General features: G+C 36.2%; 24 protein-coding genes. 11 read left to right on the top strand and 13 right to left on the bottom strand.

Annotation, left to right across the window (positions count from 1 at the left end; translation table 11 throughout):
• The first annotated feature begins 1 nt into the window (after position 1).
• Positions 2-1,384: an adenylosuccinate lyase gene (gene purB / locus BN1225_RS09375; RefSeq protein WP_041139530.1), complete on the top strand. Its 1,383-nt coding sequence runs from the start codon at positions 2-4 to the stop codon at positions 1,382-1,384.
• A 407-nt stretch (positions 1,385-1,791) separates the two neighbouring features.
• Here purB and BN1225_RS15230 read toward each other — a convergent pair whose 3' ends face one another.
• The 4 genes from BN1225_RS15230 to BN1225_RS09365 all read right to left on the bottom strand — a co-directional run bounded on the left by BN1225_RS15230 (position 1,792) and on the right by BN1225_RS09365 (position 2,932).
• Complete coding sequence (locus tag BN1225_RS15230) at positions 1,792-1,878, bottom strand: hypothetical protein (RefSeq protein ID WP_443984277.1); 87 nt, start codon at positions 1,876-1,878, stop codon at positions 1,792-1,794.
• A gap of 12 nt (positions 1,879-1,890) precedes the next feature.
• Positions 1,891-2,157 (bottom strand): hypothetical protein, encoded by a 267-nt coding sequence (locus BN1225_RS15225; RefSeq protein WP_443984272.1) that lies wholly within the window; start codon positions 2,155-2,157, stop codon positions 1,891-1,893.
• The gene (locus tag BN1225_RS15220) at positions 2,075-2,275 is read right to left on the bottom strand and encodes an antirestriction protein ArdA (protein WP_455423235.1); all 201 of its coding nucleotides are present in this window, start codon (positions 2,273-2,275) and stop codon (positions 2,075-2,077) included. Before BN1225_RS15220 ends, BN1225_RS15225 begins: the two co-directional genes overlap by 83 nt.
• 108 nt (positions 2,276-2,383) lie before the next feature.
• On the bottom strand, positions 2,384-2,932 hold the full coding sequence (locus BN1225_RS09365; RefSeq protein WP_041139529.1) for a hypothetical protein: 549 nt from the start codon (positions 2,930-2,932) through the stop codon (positions 2,384-2,386).
• Between the two features lie 351 nt (positions 2,933-3,283).
• Between BN1225_RS09365 and BN1225_RS15215 the strand changes: the two genes are divergently transcribed.
• Entirely contained in the window at positions 3,284-3,496 is a 213-nt protein-coding gene (locus BN1225_RS15215; RefSeq protein ID WP_082029327.1) for a tyrosine-type recombinase/integrase, read from the top strand.
• 275 nt (positions 3,497-3,771) lie between these two features.
• Here BN1225_RS15215 and BN1225_RS09360 read toward each other — a convergent pair whose 3' ends face one another.
• The 9 genes from BN1225_RS09360 to BN1225_RS09320 form a co-directional block, all read right to left on the bottom strand.
• The gene (locus BN1225_RS09360; RefSeq protein WP_041139528.1) at positions 3,772-4,542 is read right to left on the bottom strand and encodes a nitroreductase family protein; all 771 of its coding nucleotides are present in this window, start codon (positions 4,540-4,542) and stop codon (positions 3,772-3,774) included.
• Positions 4,543-4,565: 23 nt separating this feature from the next.
• Positions 4,566-5,315: an EFR1 family ferrodoxin gene (locus tag BN1225_RS09355; protein WP_041139527.1), complete on the bottom strand. Its 750-nt coding sequence runs from the start codon at positions 5,313-5,315 to the stop codon at positions 4,566-4,568.
• Between the two features lie 18 nt (positions 5,316-5,333).
• Positions 5,334-5,915, bottom strand: a complete 582-nt coding sequence (locus tag BN1225_RS09350; RefSeq protein ID WP_041139526.1) for a TetR/AcrR family transcriptional regulator — start codon at positions 5,913-5,915, stop codon at positions 5,334-5,336.
• Between the two features lie 132 nt (positions 5,916-6,047).
• Positions 6,048-6,485 (bottom strand): hypothetical protein, encoded by a 438-nt coding sequence (locus BN1225_RS09345; protein WP_041139525.1) that lies wholly within the window; start codon positions 6,483-6,485, stop codon positions 6,048-6,050.
• Between the two features lie 84 nt (positions 6,486-6,569).
• Positions 6,570-6,986 (bottom strand): YjdF family protein, encoded by a 417-nt coding sequence (locus BN1225_RS09340; RefSeq protein WP_041139524.1) that lies wholly within the window; start codon positions 6,984-6,986, stop codon positions 6,570-6,572.
• Between the two features lie 312 nt (positions 6,987-7,298).
• A complete protein-coding gene (locus BN1225_RS09335; RefSeq protein ID WP_041139523.1) occupies positions 7,299-7,565 on the bottom strand; it encodes a DUF3795 domain-containing protein in 267 nt (88 codons plus the stop codon).
• Positions 7,566-7,595: 30 nt separating this feature from the next.
• A complete protein-coding gene (locus tag BN1225_RS09330; protein ID WP_041139522.1) occupies positions 7,596-8,417 on the bottom strand; it encodes a helix-turn-helix domain-containing protein in 822 nt (273 codons plus the stop codon).
• Positions 8,418-8,484: 67 nt separating this feature from the next.
• Entirely contained in the window at positions 8,485-8,814 is a 330-nt protein-coding gene (locus tag BN1225_RS09325; RefSeq protein ID WP_041139521.1) for a hypothetical protein, read from the bottom strand.
• An 88-nt stretch (positions 8,815-8,902) separates the two neighbouring features.
• A complete protein-coding gene (locus tag BN1225_RS09320) occupies positions 8,903-9,826 on the bottom strand; it encodes an ROK family protein (RefSeq protein WP_041139520.1) in 924 nt (307 codons plus the stop codon).
• A 166-nt stretch (positions 9,827-9,992) separates the two neighbouring features.
• Between BN1225_RS09320 and BN1225_RS09315 the strand changes: the two genes are divergently transcribed.
• The 9 genes from BN1225_RS09315 (at position 9,993) to BN1225_RS09275 (ending at position 21,302) form a co-directional block, all read left to right on the top strand.
• Positions 9,993-12,485 carry a heavy metal translocating P-type ATPase gene (locus tag BN1225_RS09315; RefSeq protein ID WP_041139519.1) on the top strand — a complete coding sequence of 831 codons (2,493 nt, stop codon included), beginning with the start codon at positions 9,993-9,995 and terminating at the stop codon, positions 12,483-12,485.
• On the top strand, positions 12,485-12,748 hold the full coding sequence (locus BN1225_RS09310; RefSeq protein ID WP_041139518.1) for a metal-sensing transcriptional repressor: 264 nt from the start codon (positions 12,485-12,487) through the stop codon (positions 12,746-12,748). Before BN1225_RS09315 ends, BN1225_RS09310 begins: the two co-directional genes overlap by 1 nt.
• A gap of 80 nt (positions 12,749-12,828) precedes the next feature.
• Positions 12,829-13,419, top strand: a complete 591-nt coding sequence (locus BN1225_RS09305) for a DUF4230 domain-containing protein (RefSeq protein WP_041139517.1) — start codon at positions 12,829-12,831, stop codon at positions 13,417-13,419.
• 26 nt (positions 13,420-13,445) lie between these two features.
• On the top strand, positions 13,446-14,297 hold the full coding sequence (locus BN1225_RS09300; RefSeq protein ID WP_041139516.1) for a DUF975 family protein: 852 nt from the start codon (positions 13,446-13,448) through the stop codon (positions 14,295-14,297).
• Between the two features lie 10 nt (positions 14,298-14,307).
• Positions 14,308-15,084: a glutamate 5-kinase gene (gene proB, locus BN1225_RS09295; RefSeq protein ID WP_041139694.1), complete on the top strand. Its 777-nt coding sequence runs from the start codon at positions 14,308-14,310 to the stop codon at positions 15,082-15,084.
• A gap of 1 nt (position 15,085) precedes the next feature.
• On the top strand, positions 15,086-16,309 hold the full coding sequence (locus BN1225_RS09290) for a glutamate-5-semialdehyde dehydrogenase (RefSeq protein WP_041139515.1): 1,224 nt from the start codon (positions 15,086-15,088) through the stop codon (positions 16,307-16,309).
• A gap of 469 nt (positions 16,310-16,778) precedes the next feature.
• On the top strand, positions 16,779-17,228 hold the full coding sequence (locus BN1225_RS09285; protein ID WP_041139514.1) for a MarR family winged helix-turn-helix transcriptional regulator: 450 nt from the start codon (positions 16,779-16,781) through the stop codon (positions 17,226-17,228).
• Positions 17,229-17,230: 2 nt separating this feature from the next.
• Positions 17,231-19,441, top strand: coding sequence for an ABC transporter ATP-binding protein (locus BN1225_RS09280; RefSeq protein ID WP_041139513.1), 2,211 nt, complete (start codon positions 17,231-17,233; stop codon positions 19,439-19,441).
• Complete coding sequence (locus tag BN1225_RS09275) at positions 19,434-21,302, top strand: ABC transporter ATP-binding protein (RefSeq protein WP_052466533.1); 1,869 nt, start codon at positions 19,434-19,436, stop codon at positions 21,300-21,302. The genes BN1225_RS09280 and BN1225_RS09275 overlap by 8 nt, the downstream gene beginning before the upstream one ends.
• Positions 21,303-21,336: the final 34 nt, after the last annotated feature.

Here is a 21,336-nt window from a genome sequence, read left to right as displayed (position 1 = left end):
AATGGAAAAACAAGAATTTGAAAGCTTTACCCTTTGTCCATTAGACGGACGTTATTCAAAAATAAAAGACGCCCTAGGCGAATACTTTTCTGAATATGCATTAGTCAAGTATAGAGTTTTCGTTGAAATCCAATGGCTAAAATTCTTGATTGAAAATGTAGAATGTGATGTGTTAAGTCGATTTGATCTTCAGGATCTTCCTAAGATCGAATCGATTACTAAAGAATTTAATTATGATTCTTTTAAACGTATCAAAGAAATCGAAAGCGTGACACGTCATGATGTAAAGGCAGTAGAATATTTCATAGATGAAAAAGTAAAGGCATTTGGTTTTGATTACTTACAAAGTTTTGTTCATATCGGCTGTACATCAGAAGATATCAACAATACCTCTTATGCCTGCATGATCAAATATGGGTTAAAAGAAGTATGGCTGCCTAAAGCAAAGGAATTTGCCAATATTATTAATCAATGGGCAATGGATCATAAAGATGATGCGATGTTAGCTCATACACATGGACAACCGGCAACCCCTACAACGATTGGGAAAGAATTCAAGGTTTATGCTTATCGCTTTATGTCAAGCATTGAAAATATTGAAAATATCCAGATCAAGGCTAAGTTTAACGGGGCAACGGGGAACTACAGTGCAATCTTAACAGCGTTCCCACACTTGGATTGGCAAGTATTAGCAAAGAAATTTGTGGAAGAATATTTAGGATTAACGTTTAATCCGTTGACAACTCAAATTGAAAGTCATGATTATACTTGTCATATTTTGGATGGTATACGTCATTTCAATAATGTGCTTGTTGATTTTGATGTAGATATGTGGTTATACATCTCTATGGAATACTTTAAACAGATTCCGGTTAAAGGAGAAGTAGGAAGCAGTACAATGCCTCATAAAGTTAACCCAATCCGTTTTGAAAACAGTGAAGCCAATGTCGATATGTCAAATAATATTTGTATAGCTTTATCGAATAAATTGCCAAAATCACGTATGCAAAGAGACTTGTCAGATTCATCAAGTCAACGTAATTTAGGGTTAGCTTTCGGGTATTCACTGCAAGCGATCAACGAAACTAAAGATGGTTTGGAAAAATGTGTGGTGAACAAGGAAAAGCTTGCTTCTGATCTTAATGAAAAGTGGGAAGTATTAGCAGAACCGATTCAAACAATGCTGAGAAAGTATGGAATTCCTGATGCTTATGATACTTTAAAAGAATTAACACGTGGAAAGAATATCTCTAAAGAAGATATCATGAAGTTTTCTGAAAGTTTGGAAATGCTGTCAGATATTGATCGTCAGACATTAATTGATATGACACCGGCATCTTATATTGGTCTGGCAAACCTTTTAGCTGATATTCACTTAAAATAAAGAATAAAAATGATATAACTCATAAAAGGGTTATATCATTTTTTTATATAAAAAAACAGTAAAATCATGATTATCCTCTAAAACACTGTATCTATCGCAATATTAAAGGACGAGAAAACTCATTTCACTACTTATTTACTACTTACTAATGAGACTTGATACGTTGATAGATCCAAGAAATGCAAAGAGATGGTACAGCACATCAGTATTGAAACATTAAAAATTGAATAGATTTCAAAGTATGAGGAACACAGTAAAAGGTGTTTCTTTTCTCTTTCAAGCCGTTCAGAAATGGATGGCTATTTTATTACCAAAACGGAGGGAGCATTACATTGAAAAAGATATTCAAACGGTTGCTAACCGCTACAGTGACACTAGCATTCTGCTTTCAGATCTCACATGTTTTCTTATCCTGCATATTCATACACACCATGACTGTTGACATGGAAATTTCCCTCAATCTCTAAATCACGAGCGTATGCGTCATAATCAATGTAATTTTGTAATTAGGTTGGAAGTTCACTAAGTGCTTGATATTCATCAATGAAATAATAGGCAACGTCTATCATGCTTTCACAGTCTGGATAACAATAGATATCGTCCTTATGGTCGTACAAATCTTCAAAGCTGTTAAAGATTGTATTTTGTATGTCTGACAGGTCATATTCCAGTGGTGTGCCGATAAATTCTTCACAGGCGGTTGAGTTCTTCCAGTGGGATATATTCGTCAATATCAAAGGGAAGTTCATAATCATGGATTGCATATTCTTCATAGTTTCCACCGAGTTCTAAGCGTTCTGCGACTTGGTCCTCGCCAACAGGGTAGGTAAACCAGTCACCGATTGGATTTTCCTCGTTATAAGTTCCAATATAGACCTTCATTTTTTCCATAGGTTCTAACTTCCTTTCTTTATTTTTAAATTTAAGTATGAAAAAGCAGTAAATCGTATTTGATTTACTGCTCATTATGAGAGAGTATGAAGTTGGTGAAAATGAAATTTAATGTATGATTTTATTTCTTAATCTTTGCACTAAATATGGTCGGATTGAAGAAACAATTATTGCACGAATTTTTGCTTCTTGCCTTTCACTTGGCTCACTTCTTTTATTAAACATATCTAACAAAAACTCGTAATCATTTTCGCCATTAAATTTATTATATTGGGTAGGTTTGAATACACCTTCATCATATAAATATCTTAATAATTTTCTTGAAAAAAATTCTGAATTTAAAGAGATAAACTGTCTATTTTGAATAGCGTGTAATAATTGAAATAATTTTTCATTAACAGTGGTCTGTTCGTTTAAGTCATCACGATTAAACTTTTTGATACAAGATGAGCCTATGGGGTAAAGAGTGCTTCCAGTTTCATAGTTCCGAATAGTATAAAGATAGCGAAGTCTTTCTTTTCCACAAATACAGGCAGATTTACATTTTTCATCTTCTTCGCAATCAACTATTTCCCATTCTTGAACAGCACTATCCCAATAATTACTAACTGAATTATCAAGCACTGTTTGAATTAATTTTTCCCTATAACTACTCATTTTACGCCCCCCAAAACTTAGTTTCTCATTTTGATACTACAATTATACCAACATTTTATTTAGCATTCAATGCTATTATATAGTTTGTCTATGTACCATTTTGCCCCCCTTGTCATTCACCCTATGCCCCAACTCCAATAGGGAGGAATGGTAAGTTTGCGTTGCAAACTCTTTAGCTCCAAGTATTTAAAAAAGCAGATTAAGAAATCTACTGTTTAAAATGCTATTTTTAAATCATGAATATTTTGATAGCGTTTGCTAATATCAGAATTAAATCCTTTTTCAAGAAATCTCAATATACGAGGATTCTTTTCATTGTTTATATTTGTTCGTCCAGTCATCACATAATAAATCAATCGTGTAAGTGCAAAAGTTGCTGGTGACTTTCAAAGCACAGTCAAAGGTTTGGTAAAAAAGTATAAGAGCCATTGTACAGAGGATTTTCCTCATGTAACACCGCAGACCTTTAGACACTCGTTCTGCACACATCTAGTCAATGCAGGAATGAACCCGAAAGCATTACAGTACCTTATGGGACATTCAAACATCACTATGAGGCTATAGACTATTATGTCCATGCTACATTCAGCTCTGCGAAGGCAGAAATGGAACGTGTGGCAATGTTAAATATGTGTGCTGAAAAGCCTACTTCTGGACAGTTGATTGCATAATATCAAAACAGATATTTACTACTTTTGAATGCCAAGTCATGCTATCTTATACCAAGATATGCAACGTAACCATCACAAAGAAAAATGCTGATAATCCTTGTAAATAAGGGATATACCGACATTTGCCAACTTATGAAAAGATAATTTGAAATTACTTAATTGTTTCTTCTAAAAATAATGAACGATGGCATCTTCTTTTTGAGCGGTACGATGATAGTTGACATTAGGGTAACCTAACACCAAAGCTGCAACAACTTTACCGTTTTTAAGTTTTAACTTTTTACGAAGCTTAGAAGAATACTTGACTGCAGTTGCAAAGAAACCACTGTATAAAACCCCTAAGCCATGAGATTCAGCCATCAGTGTCATATTACTGGCTGCTAAAGCTCCGTTTATTTTGCTTTTAGAAATGACAAGTATCACTACAGGGGCTTTCTTAAAGAAAAAATGGTCATCAATAGGGACGTCCCTAGCTGTCGCGTTGATTAATTTTATCATCGGAAGAATACGCCTAAACAGACGAACCGCTATTTTCTCAACGTCTTTTAGATAATCTTTCAACACAATATAGGAGACATCTTGGGCATTGCCTCCAGTCGGTGTCAGGCGGCCCGCTTCAATAATCTGTGAAATAACAAGGTCAGAAATTTGTTGATTCTTAAACTGACGAATAGTGCGTCGGGTTTTTAAGGCTTGCAGAAGCTGCGCTGAATCTACCGTTGTTTTTTCTTTAAATTCGATAGGGGATTCGTTAAAACCGGTCATTGAAACTGCCTTTTTAGGGCAAATCGCAACACAATGGCCACATTGAATACATTGTTGATGCTTAATATGAGCGGATTTATTGATAAGAGTTATGTTGTTGGCTGGACAATCCTTGATACATTGACTGCAGCCAATGCATGCCTTTTTATCAATTTGTATAAGATGTTCTTTCAAAGGTTTACTTCCTTTCTTAATCGTTAGTCCTTTTTTATATAATAGTGGTAGCGATCTTTTGTCTTTGATTTATAGTCGATGGCTTTTGTCGGACATCCGCTAATACAAGCCATACAATGAGTGCAGTTGCCTTTCCAAATCGGTTTGCCATTTTTCATTTCAATGTTGTTGAGAGGGCATCTTTGGGCACACTTTTTACAAGATACACATTGATTTGATACTTTAAAACCTCTATCATGAACAAGTAAAGTGTAATAAAGCGAATGAACCGGACCGCTGGATAATCTGCCTTTAAATGAAGGAGAAATATTTTTAAAAGATTCTCCTTTCAAAATTTGTTGTGCAGTCGCTAGAATGCTGGGTTTTGCTTTCTCCAATATAGCCTGACATTCAGAAGCGGAGGGAGTAGGGAACATCGCGAGATAATTCTCCGGCATAATAATTTCGGTTAGTCCTTTAAAATTCCACTTCTTTTCCTTACATATTTTTTTGACATATTTAATGGCGTTGCCGGTGCTTCCCGCACAAGTAAGAACAAAGTAAGCATTAGTTTGATGATTGAAACTAGTCTCTTGAATCCAACGCTCTACCACTTTTGGCATTCGCCATGCATAAGTAGGAGTGACAAAGACCCATGGTTTATTTGACTCAAAGTTTCCGGATTGGTTGAGTTTAAGATATTGATGGATTGAAATCAGTTCATCGTTCGTCACGTCTGCAATTTCTTGCGCAACTCGCTGACTGTTTCCGGTACCGCTAAAATAAAAGATCATCTGTATTTCTCCTTTTCTTTATGATTCCTCTGTAATTCCGTTTACGATAATGCCAAGATAAGCTCTTGCTTCCTTTTTAGAACACTGCCTATTATCTAAATACTTCCATTCTAATAGGGTAAGTACAGCATCACTATATACTTTTGCCGCCATTTCCACAGGAACTTTATAATGACTCTGTTTAGGGCAATTTTTAAAGGCTTCGATCATGCTTGCGGTTAAATAAAAACGAAATTGATTAATAAAATATTGATTTGGTGAATTATACTTTAAGATTTCTTGAAGCACTTTTTGATGTTGATCAAGAAAATCAAAACAGTTTTCCATCAATGTACTGATATGGTCTTGAGTAGTGAGATTTTTTGCGATGTTTTGGTCGATTTGCTTTTGAAAGACCATAAAACAGTAATGCAGTAAATCGTTTTTGTCATCAAAATAGTTATAAAAAGTAGCTCGTGGAAGCATGGAGCTGTCACAGAGTTCTTGAATTGTAATGTCTTCAAAGGATTTTGCTTCTAACAGTGACAGCATTGCTTTTTGTAATGCCGTTAATGTTCGAGCAGCACCGATTGTTAATTTTTGATAGGGATTATATTTCATAAATGGTTTCTCCTTTGGGTTCACTATTATTATATACCATTGTTTAAAATTAGACAAGTGTATAAATATAGTCTTCTGTTTATATAGGAAAATAAAAAAAACAAGACAACTTGTTTATGTCTTGTTTTAATACTAAAATGGGTAGAGTTCAGATAATTGTTTAGCGACATAAGCCTGCAGAGAACCTTGCGGTTGTAAATAAAAGTTACGAAGATGAACAGGATCATGAATCACTACTTTTTGCTGATCGAAACGATCAAATAGCTGCTTTAATTCTTCAACAGTAAGATCTGGCTGCAATTCAAAAAACTGAGTTGTGGTTTGGATATTTAAGTTTAAACGGAAACGGGTACCGGTAGCAATATCAAAAACCAAAACCCTTGTTTTACGTACCTCACTTAGCACTTCTATGGTGATTGTTACGATTTGTCCGTAAGTAAAGCATAATACTTCTTCACTGTTATCTTTAGAATAGATCTGAATGCGGTCTTCGCCTAAGACCAAAATTCCCCCGTGATCCGGTCTCATTTTATCATCAATGATATAATCATCACTAAATAATATTTTCATATATAATGCCCCCTTTATCTCATCATAGCAAGAAATAACGTTTAATAGTATACCTTTCCCAAAAAAGAAAAGAAAAGCGAGAGATTAATGTCCTCTGTGCTTTTCCTTTCTTTTTTGTTTTCTCATTTGATATAACTGCTCTTTTTGTATTTCTTTCATCTGTTTGGATTCCCGCTTTTTAAGCTGATGTGTTTTTTCATACTCCGTTTTCAAGACCTGCTGAGCCTTGGTAGCTATAGAAGGCTGATTCATGAGTTTACTGACCAAACGTTGTCTACGTTTAGGATTAACCTTAACAGTTGGTGTTATGGTTTTAGAGACATGTTCTGTGAAATGAAACTGATGAAAAGATTTTAAAAGCATCTGATAGATTTGCGGATCAGTAGGTTCTTTTCCGAATCGAATCTTACAGATCTGATGTTGAGTGCCATATTGAATTTCATAAATACCAATCCAAAAAGGATCATCAAAAAAGACAGTTAATTGTGATTGAACAGACATTCTTGTTCCTCCTTAAAATGTATGAATAAGAAGGGACAACCAAGGAGGCAGGTTACTGATAGCTTCCGCTACGTCTGGACTACCAACCAGACTGTGTTTTTATCTTACAAAGTTATTATAATAAATATGTTGATTTAATCAATGTCTTTTTTGTTTGTTGTTAAGATTTATTTGTTTTGGAATTGTTTTATCGACTTCTATTGCATTTGTCATTCATATATAAAAAAATAAAAGCCTATATCTTTAAGATATAAGCAATGAACTCATGAATAGTTAGAGATTCTTTTTTATTGTTAACATCGTATGTAGTGTTTATTTTGGGCATGCTTTCCACATCTTGCATTGGTGGATTATTTTCCCGTTATCCCCTTGCTTTTTATCATAGGCAAATGCATTCAACTGATCACAAGGAAAAGCTTCGCATTCGCCACAGTGTTCATATCCTTTTTTCTCACAACAAGTTTTAATGATGCATTCTTCACCCCAAAATGGTTTTTTGATATGAACACATCCTAAACATCCCACTTCTTCTTTATAATGACATTCATTACATAAAATTCCACATCTTGATTCTACCATGTAACCCATCCTCCTTATTCCCCATTATAATTAGAATTTATAAATTTCATTGTAAAAATCAGACAAGTTTTTAATATAGTCCGTAGGAGTCGTCTCACATATTTCTTTAAAGACATGATTGAAATGTGCTTGGTCAAAATAAGCATAGTCAAAGGTAATATCCATAAGATTTTTATGACTCATATCTTGAATGAGGTGATTGATGGTGACAATCTTTGAAAATTTTTTGACGCTCATCCCAATATATTTATTAAAACAACGGTTAACTTGGCGTTCGCTCATACCTAATTTTTGTGCGATATCTGTTGTACGTTGTATGCTATGTTGAGAATAGATATGCTCAATTTGATCTAGGATAGGGGATTTAATAGGATATTTTTTGATTTCTTGACATAAGAGTTCATCCATCAAATCAACCAACTCATCAAAAGTAGAAATCTTTAATAATTGCGACTGAATTTGATCGTAGAGAGGGGGATTGAGTTCTTTGAGTTCATATTCCTGATCGACCATTTCCCGAATCGATCTGCCGAAGATTTGGTATAATCCGCCTGGCAGAAATTCAACAAAGAAACGACAAGGATAAGTATTGAGGTCATTAGCGACACTGACAACTTTTGTGGTGGGTCCCCATACTTTGATTCGTGACTTGGGAAAGTCGAATACGAAACAGCCGCTGACATCGGGAATCAGCTGTAAAGTAGGTTCATTTGAAACCGGTAATTGATAATCGGGAAAGGTGATCGTATAATGAGCGATTGCTCTTCTTAGGGGGGCGGCAGGCAAAATATAAAGATGATGCTTTGTTTTATTGATATATTCGCGTGTATAGCTATCAACATCAAATGACATGTCATTCACTCCTTTTTTTACTATTATACTGGATTTATATAAAAACCACATTAGAAGTCTAATGCAGTTAGAGGAAAAAATAAGAAACGATACCAACCAGTAAAGCTATTCCACCAATCATTCTAGCCGTTATTATTGATTTTCGAATCCCTATACGACGGATCGTTGAAGCTTTGGTAAAAGGAAAGAAGATGAAATCCAGTCCCAAGAGGACCAGACTGATCGTTGTTCGATAGGGGGAATCCCATAATAAAGCAATCCCAATAGCGATAAGGGCAACGATTGCAAAGATAGGCATGCCTTTCCTTTGCTTTTGTTCGTACAGTTTCACTTTTTGCTCACATTCCTGACTGCAATATTCCTTTTGGGTATCTTTAAAGCAATAGTGACATTTCATTTTAATTCCTCCCTTTGTTATAGTTAATATCTTAATGGTCAGAAGAAGTAAAGTCAAATAGAAAAGCCTGAACGAGATCAGGCTTAAATTAGATAATATGATATAGCTGCATAAAATTGTACAGCGCTCCTAAAAGATTAGAATCGTTATTGAATTTACACGCTTTAATCACCGGCTTAGCGAATTGATGCTCATGTTGAGACAATAAATCCACATACTTTTGAACCCCTGTTAAGAAACTTGGCTGTTCGCTGATTCCGCCGCCTAATAAAATAATATCGGGATCATAGGTATATTGGAAATTGTAAGCCTGCATGGCAATGCTGTAGTACATATCTTCAATAGCTTCAATACATTGTTCATCCCCATCGGCTGCCCATTCGTATATTTTTTCTCCGGGACATTCCTTAAAGTCTTTTCCCTTCATTTTGCCAACACGTAATGACAAAGCCACTGCAGAGGCTTTTAATGCCCATAAATTCATGATCAGTGGTTTTCCATCCAATAGATCTTGACGTGTATAGTCTACGATTAAGTTTGAGATTTCCCCAGCTACCAGGCGATTTCCACGATGAATCTTACGATCTTTAATAATGGCTCCGCCAATGCCACTGCCAAATACCATCACAATCGCATCTTGCACATCTTTGGCGTGCCCAAGCCAGACTTCGGCTAAACCAGCTGATTTTCCATCATTTTCAACAGCGACTTTTATTCCGTCACAACGTTTAGAAAGTTCTTCGATGACGCATACTTTATCTAAGCAGGGAACGCCTCCGCCTTTATAGACGATGCCTTTTTCAACGTCAACAGCACCCGGAACAGATAAAGCAATCCCCGATAATCCCTCTTCCTTATTTTCCTTATAGATGTTTTCTAGGATATCTAAAAATTTATCCTTGTCATGACGATGCTCTGTAGGTGTTTTTCCTTTTTTATAGAATTTCCCATTTTCATCAATGATGGCAAACTTAATAAAAGAGCCTCCTACGTCCAAAACTAAAAATTTCATTTGTCTATCTCCTAACATTCAATCATTATGCTATTATCATATCACTTTTTAAATGAAAATGCTTTCATAATTTGAATAAATATTATAAGCAATTTTCTTGCAAATATAAAAAGAGTAAGTTAAGATATAATCGTACCCCTACTAGGGAGGGGTGGAAAGGAGTTTTATGAAAGAAAAATATCGTATTACAGGGATGACATGCAGTGCCTGTTCATCTTTTGTTGAAAATAGCGTAAAAAAGATTGAGGGAGTCAGCCATGTTGAAGTCAATTTACTAAGTCAGTCCATGAATGTTGATTATGATGAGACAAAAGTGGATCAAAACAAGATTATCAATGCCGTGACCAGTGGAGGTTATGGGGCGGAGCCGGATAGTAAAAAAGGGACTGTTCAAAAAACAGAAGTCAAAGACGATTTAAAAGACATGAAACAGCGTGTCATTTATTCTTTTGTTTTTATGATCTTACTGATGTATGTATCGATGTCTGTGATGTTTACTTATCCCGTACCATCTTTTCTAATCGGTCATGAAAATGCTTTGATTCTCGTACTTACACAATTTTTATTAGTATTGCCGATCGTCTATTTAAATCGTCAGTATTTTATCAGAGGATTCCGTTCTTTATGGAAAGGGCATCCTAATATGGATACTTTGATTGCGATTGGATCGGGAGCATCGCTTGTTTACAGTTTATTTGTTTTTTATGAAATGGCGTTTGCTTACGGACATATGGATATGAATGCCATGAACAATCATTTTGTCCATGATCTTTATTTCGAGTCAGCAGGAATGATCTTAACTCTCATTACGTTTGGGAAATATTTGGAAGCACGCTCTAAACGTAAAACGACAGATGCGATTTCAAAGCTGATTGATCTTAGTCCAAAACAGGCAATCGTCATTAAAGACGGACAAGAAGTCATGGTACCGGTTGAAGATTTAATGATCGGGGATATTGTCTTAGTGAAGCCGGGGCAGAGTATTCCTAGTGATGGAATTGTGATTGAGGGTGACAGTTATGTCGATGAATCCATGCTGACAGGAGAAAGCATGCCAGTAGAAAAGCATGTCGATGATAAAGTCATTGGTGCTACGATGAATAAGCAAGGAGCATTCAAGTTTAAGGTGACTACAACCAATGAAAATTCCACTTTATCGAAGATTATTTCTTTGGTAGAAGAAGCCAGTAATTCGAAAGCACCGATGGCAAGTCTGGCAGACAAAGTGTCTTCGATCTTTGTGCCAACTGTCATGGTCATTGCGGTTGTAGCCTTTATCGTTTGGCTGCTTGTTGGAAAAACATTTAGTTTCGCATTGTCTATAGGGATTGCTGTTTTGGTTATTTCATGTCCATGTGCATTAGGACTAGCAACACCGGTAGCGATCATGGTAGGAACCGGAAAAGCCGCTGAGAATGGTATTTTGATTCGTAATGCCACAGGATTAGAAAATGCACATAAAGTAGATCATATCGTCTTGGATAAGACAGGCACCATTACCGAAGGAAAACCAAGAGTGAGTGATATCGTATCAGACCAGTTAACCAAAAAAGAATTGTTGGCTATTGTCACTGCCTTGGAGAAAACTTCGGAACATCCTTTAGCTTCAGCGTTTAAAGAAGAAGGCGAAAGGTTTGGCGTCAATGTTTTGCAAGTGACTAATTTTGAAGCGAAAACCGGCTTTGGAATTACGGGGATGATTGAAGGAATTGCCTATTCAATAGGAAATATTCGTTTAATGGAGCAGTTAGGTATTCATGAAAATGCATATACAAAAAGAGCGGAATCACTGGCGAAATCAGGAAAAACAGTGATGTATGTGGCGAAAGAAACAGAAGTGATCGGAATTACAGCTGTCTTTGATCATATTAAAGAAAGCAGTTATCATGCAATCGAAGAACTCCATCGTTTAGGTATTAAGATTACGATGCTGACCGGAGATAATCGGTTAAGTGCGAATGCTTTAAAAGATCAACTGCATTTAGATGAAATCATCGCCGAAGCCATGCCGGAAGATAAGGAAAAGAAGATCAGAGCCCTTCAGGCAGAACATCATTTTGTAGCGATGGTCGGAGATGGAATCAACGATGCACCGGCATTAAGCAGTGCGGATGTCGGCATTGCCATCGGTGCCGGAAGTGACATTGCGATAGATTCAGCCGATGTTATCTTAATGAAAAGCGATTTGAATGATGTCGTGACAACGATTGCTTTATCGAATAAAGTCGTTCGTAATATCAAACAGAATTTATTTTGGGCATTCTTCTATAATTGTATTGGCATCCCACTAGCGGCAGGATTACTTTATCCAATGTTCCAATTAAAACTGAATCCTATGTTTGGGGCACTGGCAATGAGTTTATCTTCTGTATGTGTCGTTACGAATGCCCTACGTTTAAGATTTTTTAAAGCAACCACTATAGAAACAAAAGAAAGAAAAGAGGAAACAAAGATGAAAAAAACAGTTTATATTGAAGGAATGATGTGTGCACATTGTCAATCTAGAGTAAATGAAGCATTAAATACTATTCCCGGTATGACAGCAGAAGTTGATTTAGATAATAAATTAGCGCGTGTGGAACTAAGTGCTGATATCAGTGATGGAAAAATTAAAGAAGCAGTGGAAGATGCGGGTTATAAAGTAACAGGTATTGAATAATGAAAGGGGATCAAAAGAAAACCTTGCAGTATTTAAAGACGGCTCGTGGACAGCTTGATGGGGTGATCAAGATGATTGAAGAAGATCGCTATTGCATCGATATTTCCAATCAGCTTTTAGCCATTTTGTCGCTTGTCCAAAAAGCTAACCAGGAAGTATTGAAAGGACATCTTCATCATTGTGTGAAGGAAGCCTTTGAAAGCGGTAAAGAAAATGAAAAGATTGATGAGATTGTGCAATTAATCTCCAAAATGACAAAATAGCTAATTCTTTAGCTATTTTTTATTAAACTTTACTTTAAAATATAGTATAATCAAATAAATAAGCATTAGGGGGTAGAAGAATGAAAAAATATATGAAGACAATCAAGCAGGTTGTGTTTGTTGTGATCGTAGCAGCTATCTCTTTAACGATTGGATCTTTTATTGGCGGTAAACAATCTAAACCAAAGATTACGTCAGATCTGATTACTCAGCAATTACGTTCAGCAAGTGAATTAACCACTTTGGAATATTTATATACCAACATTGGTAAGTTTGAAAATAATATTGACTTTAACGGTTGGAATATCCCGTTAACGACAAAAGAATTTGTTTTATCTTATGATGGGGTTATTAAAGCGGGAATCGATTTAGAAGCATTGGACGTAAAAGTAGAGGGAAAGAAAATTACGGTGACTTTGCCGCAAGCGACGATTACCAGTCATGTGATTGATGAAAAAAGTATTCAACTGTTTAATGAATCAAAAAATATTTTTAATCAGATCAGTGTTCAGGATTATGTCGACTTTACAAAAGTATTAAAAGAAGAAAAAGAATTGGATTTAGAGACAAAAGGATTATTGGAACAGGCACAGGAGAAATCAAAAGAAGTCCTTACAACTTTGATTGATACCTTGACCGATCACGAATATACAATAGAATTTACAGCATAAAAATAATACATAGGGGGAGGGATTAGATGGATGTTTTAGCAATCAGAAAAAAAGCAAATGAGATGTTTTATGGCTATTATCGTCTATTAGTCCCTGCTTTTTACATGATAAATTGTGTGACACTGCTTGCTCAATTATCAAGCAGCGGCTTTTTGTCGTTAGCGATTGAGTTTTTGTTGGTAACGTTATCACATGGATTTATTCATATGGCATTGATGTTGGATCATGGAGAAGTAACAGAGTTTACTTTTAGTGATATTTTTATTGGAATCAAGCAGTTCGCTAAATATTTTCCGTCTTATATCGTCAGAAAAATTATTTTAGTAGGGGCAATGCTGCTGATCATGGTGCCGGCTTTTGGTATGTTGTATCATATGGCTGGAGAACACTTTTATCGTGTTTTTGATCATTTGATCTATCTTTTATTTTCAAATAGCTTTCGTATTGATATGATTAGTTTTTTCCTAACCGATTATTTTTCTTGGTGGGTGCTTTTATTTATTGCGTTAGGAGTGATTGTTTATTTTTATCTGTCTGCCGTCTTTATATTAGTTCCGTGCATTGTTGAAGACTACGATTATGCATGGAATGAAGCATTGATTAAATCCGCTAAAATGATGAGCGGGCATATCAAAGATTTTATACGTTTAGTGTTAAGTTTTACACCGAATTATTTAGCTTATTTTGCTTCGTCACTTTTAGTGATGTCTGTCTGTGGTTTTTTACCCATTGGCGGCACTTCGACGTATTTGGTTATCTCAATGCTGCTGATGATTACTTCATATCAGGTTCGTTTTTATCAGGCAATTTCTATCTTTTATTTAGAATTACGTGATCAGACACGAGAGCCAAATTCACATGAACTTTTCAAGATTTAGGGGAGAAAATATGGAAAAGATCGAACGCATTATTATAAAAGTAGGGAGTTCCTCATTATGTAATCATAATGGGGTTCTTGATTTAGAGAAGGTTTTATTATTAGTTCAGCAGATTGCTTTGCTGAAAAAGAAAAACAAACAAGTATTGCTGGTAACTTCAGGTGCGATTGCTGCCGGAATGGGTGTTGTTAAACTATCTGAAAAACCGGAAGAAGTTGAAAAAAAGCAAGCGTTGGCGGCAATTGGTCAAACACATTTGATGCATCATTATGAAGTCATCTTCAATATGTTTAAACTTAATTGTGCACAAATATTGCTAAATCATGATGATTTTAAAGAGGGGGAACGTTTAGAACATCTGCGACAAACTTTGCATGCTCTGTTTGAGATGGAGGTCATCCCAATTATTAATGAAAATGATGCTTTGGCAGTCGAGGAAATAAAGGTAGGGGATAATGATACATTAGCTTCTTTACTGGTACCGATCATGCCTGCTGACTTATTGATTTTAATCAGTGATATCGATGGACTATATGATAAGAATCCTAATCTTCATGCAGATGCTAAATTAGTCTCAACAGTAGAACATATAGATGAAGAAATCTTACAGATGATAGAAGATAAGCAAACGGCTTTAGGAACCGGAGGAATGGCAACGAAAATAAATGCCGCTCGTTATGCCACAGCGAACCATTGTCATATGGTGATTATGAACGGACAAGAGATTCATCGATTACATGAATTAGCTGATGGCGTGTGTGTGGGAACTTGGTTTAAGGGGGAATAATATGAGATTGCAGGAACAGTTAAAAGCTGTCAAAACGGCTTCTAAGGAATTGGCACTTTTGACAGAAGAGAAAAGAAATCAACTATTAAAAAATATTGCTCGATTATTGATTGAGCAAAAAGAAGCGATTTTAACTGCTAACCAGAAAGATATCGTTCAGGCAAAAACGTTAAGCAGTGCAATGAAAGAACGGCTAACTTTGACTCATGAAAAGATTGAATCTATGGCAAAACAAGTAGAGATTGTCATTCAACAAAAAGATCCTTTACATCGTGAATTAGAAAGCATCCAACGTCCTAATGGATTACGGATTAAGAAATTAAGCATTCCACTAGGTGTCATGGCAATCATTTATGAATCACGCCCTAATGTCACGATAGATGTTGCCTGCTTATGTATGAAAAGCGGTAATGCCTGTGTATTAAAGGGAGGAAAAGAAGCACGCTGCACTAATCAAGTATTGGTCGCTTTGATCCATGAAGCCATGAGAGGAATCGTAGATGAGCGTGCGGTGATGCTAATGGACTCCTCAAGTCAAGTATTAGAATTAATCCAAAGTCATGAATTTATTGATGTGGCAGTGCCTCGCGGAGGAAAAGGATTGATCGAGTTTGTTGTTAAGAACGCAACTGTACCGGTGATTGAAACAGGTGCGGGAATCTGTCATCAGTATGTAGATAAGTGTGCCAATCTTGAGCAAGCGGTAAAAGTAGCAGTCAATGCGAAAGCCTCCAGACCGTCCGTCTGCAACGCTATTGAAACACTGCTTGTTCATGCGAAAGTAGCGGATGTATTTTTGAAGGTGTTAAAACCGGCAATGAAAGAAGCAAATGTAACATTAAAGGGAGATGCACGTATCGCTCAATTTATTGATGTCGAACCGATTCAGATTGAAGATTATGCAATAGAATATAATGATTATATTCTTAATTTAAAGATAGTGGATTCTATCGAGGAGGCGATTGATCATATTCAGCATTATTCAACTGGACATTCGGAAACGATCATGACTCAAGATGAAACTCGTGCTCAATACTTTATTGATCATATTGATTCTGCCTGTGTCTATGTCAATGCTTCTACTCGTTTTAGTGATGGAGGAGAATTTGGTTTTGGCTTGGAATTAGGAATCAGCACCCAAAAGCTACATGCTCGCGGACCTTTAGGCTTACAGCAAATGACGACTTATCGTTACGTTATTTTTGGTGACGGACAAATAAGATAATGAAAAAAGCAAACGAATTAAGTATCCCTTTAAAGTTGGAACTGTAAATTCAACGGTTGAAGGCTGATGCAAATGGGTTTGTTTTTTTTGTCACCGATTTATACAAATAGAATAAGATAGAAGATAAGCAGTCCATAGAGACAAAGCTCATATAAACATATAATTTTTATGAGCATTAGGTGATCATGGCTGTGATAATCAACAAATAAATAAGTTGCTGTTGTTTAGACAACACTATAAACGACGATTGATGATAGTATAAATCAAAAATGTTGATTATGATATAGATAGAGAGCAATCTCAAAAGGAAAGCAAAGATCAATGTAATATGTGAACTATCAATGATAGTCGATATGAAAAGAAAAATTGACTGAAAAAGATTTGGATAATAATGGTTGACATTAGTTAGGGTACTAACTATAATAAGAATACAATAGTTAGTATAGCTAACTATTTAGGAGGTGACAGAGTGGAAGAATATGGTTATATCACGACTTTACAGCAATTTGGTATGATGACGCATCAGTTGTTCCATAGTTTAACACGTCAAATGGCAAATCTTCCAGTATCGGCGGAAGCGCCGATCTTACTGCATGTCATAGAAAAGCATGGACCGCTGACACAAAAAGATATCGCTCGCAGAATGCGCATTAAGCCGGCAACATTGACTGTTCGTTTACAGCGATTAGAGAAACTGGAATATGTGAAACGTGAAACGGATGTAAACGATAAAAGAATCCAGAAGGTCAGTATAACCGATGATGGTGTTCGCATTATCAAAGAGTGTTATGAAGCATTTGGCTATGTCGCAAAACATGCATTTGATGGTTTTAGCGAAGATGAAGTGAAAACATTTATTTCTTCGATACAGCGAATGAATGAAAACATTGAAAAAATTGATATGAAAGGAAAGGAATAAGGATGATAAAGTTAAGAAGATATTTGAAACCATTTATCGTATCCATCTTAATTGTAATCGGATTGCTTTATGTTCAGGCACAAACTGAATTGGCATTGCCGGATTACATGTCTAAGATAATTACTAATGGGATTCAAGCCGGGGGCTTCGAAGACGCTGTCATGGATGTATGTTCAAAAGACACTTATGATCTGATGAAAGTATTTATGTCTGAGGAAGATCAGAAAACTTTAGATGAACACTACACATTGGTGGAAAGTCAGAATATTGATGAAGCAACCTTGAAAAAATATCCAGACGCTAAAGATAAAGATATTTATGTCTTAAATGATAAAGCAGACCGTACGGCCTTAAATCATATCATGGTAAAACCATTATTATTGGCGACCGGAATACAAACTTCAGAGCAGGCAGAACAGATGCTGGCTCAATTACCCGAAGGGGTGACGATTGCTCAGGCGATCGAAATGATGCCAAAAGAACAATTGGCATCAATGACAGAAGGTATTGACGAAAAGTTCGATACACTAGGAGAATCATCAATGACCATTGCGGCTAGTAATGGCGTTAAGACAGAATATGAAGCGTTAGGCAGAGATACCGATACTATTCAAAACAATTATATTATTAAAATTGGAGCGATGATGTTAGGAATTGCTTTGCTGGGATCTATTGCTGCAATTACAGTCGGATTCTTCTCATCACGTATCGGTGCAGGGGTTTCGAGAAAATTAAGACAAGATGTTTTTAATAAAGTACAGCATTTCTCGACAACCGAATTCAATAAATTTTCGACGGCTTCACTGATTACTCGTACAACCAATGATATCCAACAGATTCAAATGGTCGTTGTGATGTGTTTGAGAATCATTGTTTATTCTCCAATCATTGGTTTTGGAGCATTGATTAAAGTATTGAACAGTGCCAATTCGATGGCATGGATCATCGGAGTGGTTCTCGTCATTTTATTTGGAGTAATTATCACAACATTTATGATCGTCTTGCCAAAATTTGCGGTTGTTCAAAAATTAGTCGATAAATTAAACTTAGTGATGAGAGAAAATTTATCTGGAATGCTTGTTATTCGTGCATTCGGAAATGAAAAACATGCAGAAGAACGTTTTGATGAAGCAAATAAAAATACATGGAAAGTCAATTTGTTTGTCAATCGTGTCATGAATACCGTAATGCCAATCATGATGTTAGTAATGAACTGTGTTTCTTTAGCTATTGTTTGGTTTGGTGCTAAGCAAATTGATTTAGGAACGTTGGCTATTGGGGATATGATGGCATTCATGCAGTATTCAATGCAGATCATTATGTCATTTGTTATGATCTCAATGATTATGATTATGATCCCAAGAGCTGCTGTGGCGGCTAAGCGTGTAAATGAAGTATTGGAAATGGAACCTTCTATCGAAGACCCTAAAGATCCAAAACACTTTGATGAAAATAAAAAAGGATATGTTGAATTTAGAAATGTCAGCTTCTCTTATCCGGATGCGGCTGAACATGTCTTAAGTAATATTAGTTTTACTGCTAAGCCGGGAGAAACAACGGCCTTTATTGGAAGTACAGGGTCAGGAAAATCTACTTTGATTCAGTTGGTACCGCGTTTCTATGATGCCACAGAAGGAGAAGTACTGATTGACGGTATTAATGTAAAAGATGTGACACAGCATGATTTACGTGAAAAAATTGGTCTGGTGCCTCAAACCGGAGTATTATTCTCTGGAACAATCGGTTCTAATATTCGTTATGGGAATCCAAATGCAACAGATGAAGAATTAGATGTTATCAGTGATATTGCACAGGCAACGGAATTCATTGCTTCTAAAGAAGAAAAGTATGAAACGCCGATAGCCCAAGGCGGAACTAACGTTTCCGGTGGACAAAAGCAACGTTTATCGATTGCCAGAGCCATTGCGAAAAATCCGGAAATTTATATTTTTGATGATAGTTTCTCTGCATTAGATTTCAAGACCGATGCGGCATTAAGAAAAGCTTTGAATGAACTATGTCAGAAAACTAAAAGTACTGTATTATTAGTTGGACAAAGAATCAGTTCGATTATGAGCGCAGATCAGATTGTCGTTTTAGATGAAGGAAAGATTGCCGGAATCGGAACACATGATGAGTTAATGAAGAACTGTTCAGTTTACCAAGAAATCGCCTTATCACAATTGTCAAAGGAGGAACTAGGTAATGAGTAATCAGCAAAAAAGTGCACCTCGTCGACCAATGGCAATGGGACCAGGAGGTCGTGGTCATGGACCGGGTGAAAAAGCAAAAAACTTTAAAGGGACGATGAAAAATTTATTTAATTATCTAAAGCCCTTCTATCTTAAAATATTTATTGTTATTATTTTTGCAGTGGGATCAACGGTTTTTGCGATTATCGGACCAAAGATTCTAGGACAGGCAACAACAAAATTATCTGAGGGAATCATGGCAAAAGTCATGGGAACTGGAGGCATTGATTTTGATGCCATTTGGAATATTATTCTATTATTAATTGCGTTATACGCCATTAGTGCGATCTTCTCTTATATTCAAGGATTTATCATGACCGGAGTCTCTCAGAGCATTTCCTACAACATGCGTAAAGAATTGTCAGAAAAGATGGATCGTATGCCATTAAAATATTTCGATACAAAAACACATGGGGAAGTATTGAGCCGTGTAACCAATGATATTGATACAATCGCTCAATCGTTGAACCAGAGTATGTCACAGATTATTACTTCTGTTGCAACAGTAGTCGGAATCTTCATTATGATGCTCAGTATCAGTTGGGAAATGACATTGCTTGCGGTAATGGTATTGCCAATTTCCGCGGTATTGATGATGCAGATTACCAAAAGATCACAAAAATACTTTAAGCAGCAGCAAGCTTACTTAGGGGATGTTAACGGTCATATCGAAGAAATGTATGGCGGACATGATGTTGTAAAGGCTTTTAATGGTGAAGAAGCCTCTATTGAAGAATTTGCTGTGCATAACGGGAACTTGTATAAATCAGCTTGGAAGTCTCAGTTTTTATCAAGTATGATGCATCCAATTACTAACTTTGTTGGTAACTTAGGATATGTAGGTGTCTGTTTATTAGGGGGATGGTTGGCATCTCAAGGAACGATTGCGATTGGGGATATTCAAGCATTTATCCAATATGTACGTTCATTCAATCAGCCAATCGGACAAGTGGCTCAAATCATGAACGTATTGCAGTCCACAGCCGCCGCCGCTGAACGTGTATTTGAATTCTTAGCTGAAGAAGAAATGACACCGGATACACCAAATCCGGTAGCTGTAGTCGATCAAAACGGTGAAAGCACCATTAAAGGATCTGTTACGTTTGCTAATGTTCATTTCGGATACTTTGAAGATAAAATCATCATTAACGATTTCAATATGCACATTCATTCCGGACAAAAGGTAGCGATTGTCGGACCTACCGGAGCCGGAAAAACAACTATCGTTAAGTTATTGATGCGTTTCTATGAATTGAATTCAGGGTCTATCATGATCGATGGACACGATATCAAAGAATATACACGTAAAGATTTAAGAAGTTTATTTGGAATGGTACTTCAAGATGCATGGCTGTTTAATGGGACTATCAAAGAAAACTTAAAGTATGGTAAACAGGATGCTACCGATGAAGAAGTGATCGAAGCGGCCAAAGTTGCCAATGTCGATCATTTCATCAGAACTTTGGATCATGGGTATGATACAGTGATTAACGAAGAATCAAACAACGTTTCACAGGGTCAAAAACAATTGCTGACCATTGCCAGAGCGTTCTTAACCGATCCGAAAATCTTAATTTTGGATGAAGCAACAAGTTCAGTCGATACTCGTACAGAAGTATTAATCCAAGAAGGGATGGATCGTTTGATGGAAGGCAGAACAAGCTTTGTTATTGCTCATCGTTTATCGACGATCAGAGATGCGGATGTTATCTTAGTGATGCGTGATGGTGATATCGTTGAAGTTGGTGATCATGAAGAATTATTGGCAAGAGATGGTTTCTATGCTTCACTATATAATTCACAATTTGAAAACTGTGAGTAGTAAGAATTTCTTACTGCTCCTTTTTTATTGAATA

Origin of the sequence: Beduini massiliensis (assembly GCF_000829905.1) — a bacterium.
Classification (GTDB): domain Bacteria; phylum Bacillota_I; class Bacilli_A; order Erysipelotrichales; family Coprobacillaceae; genus Beduini; species Beduini massiliensis.
This window is presented reverse-complemented; position numbering and strand designations above follow the sequence as displayed.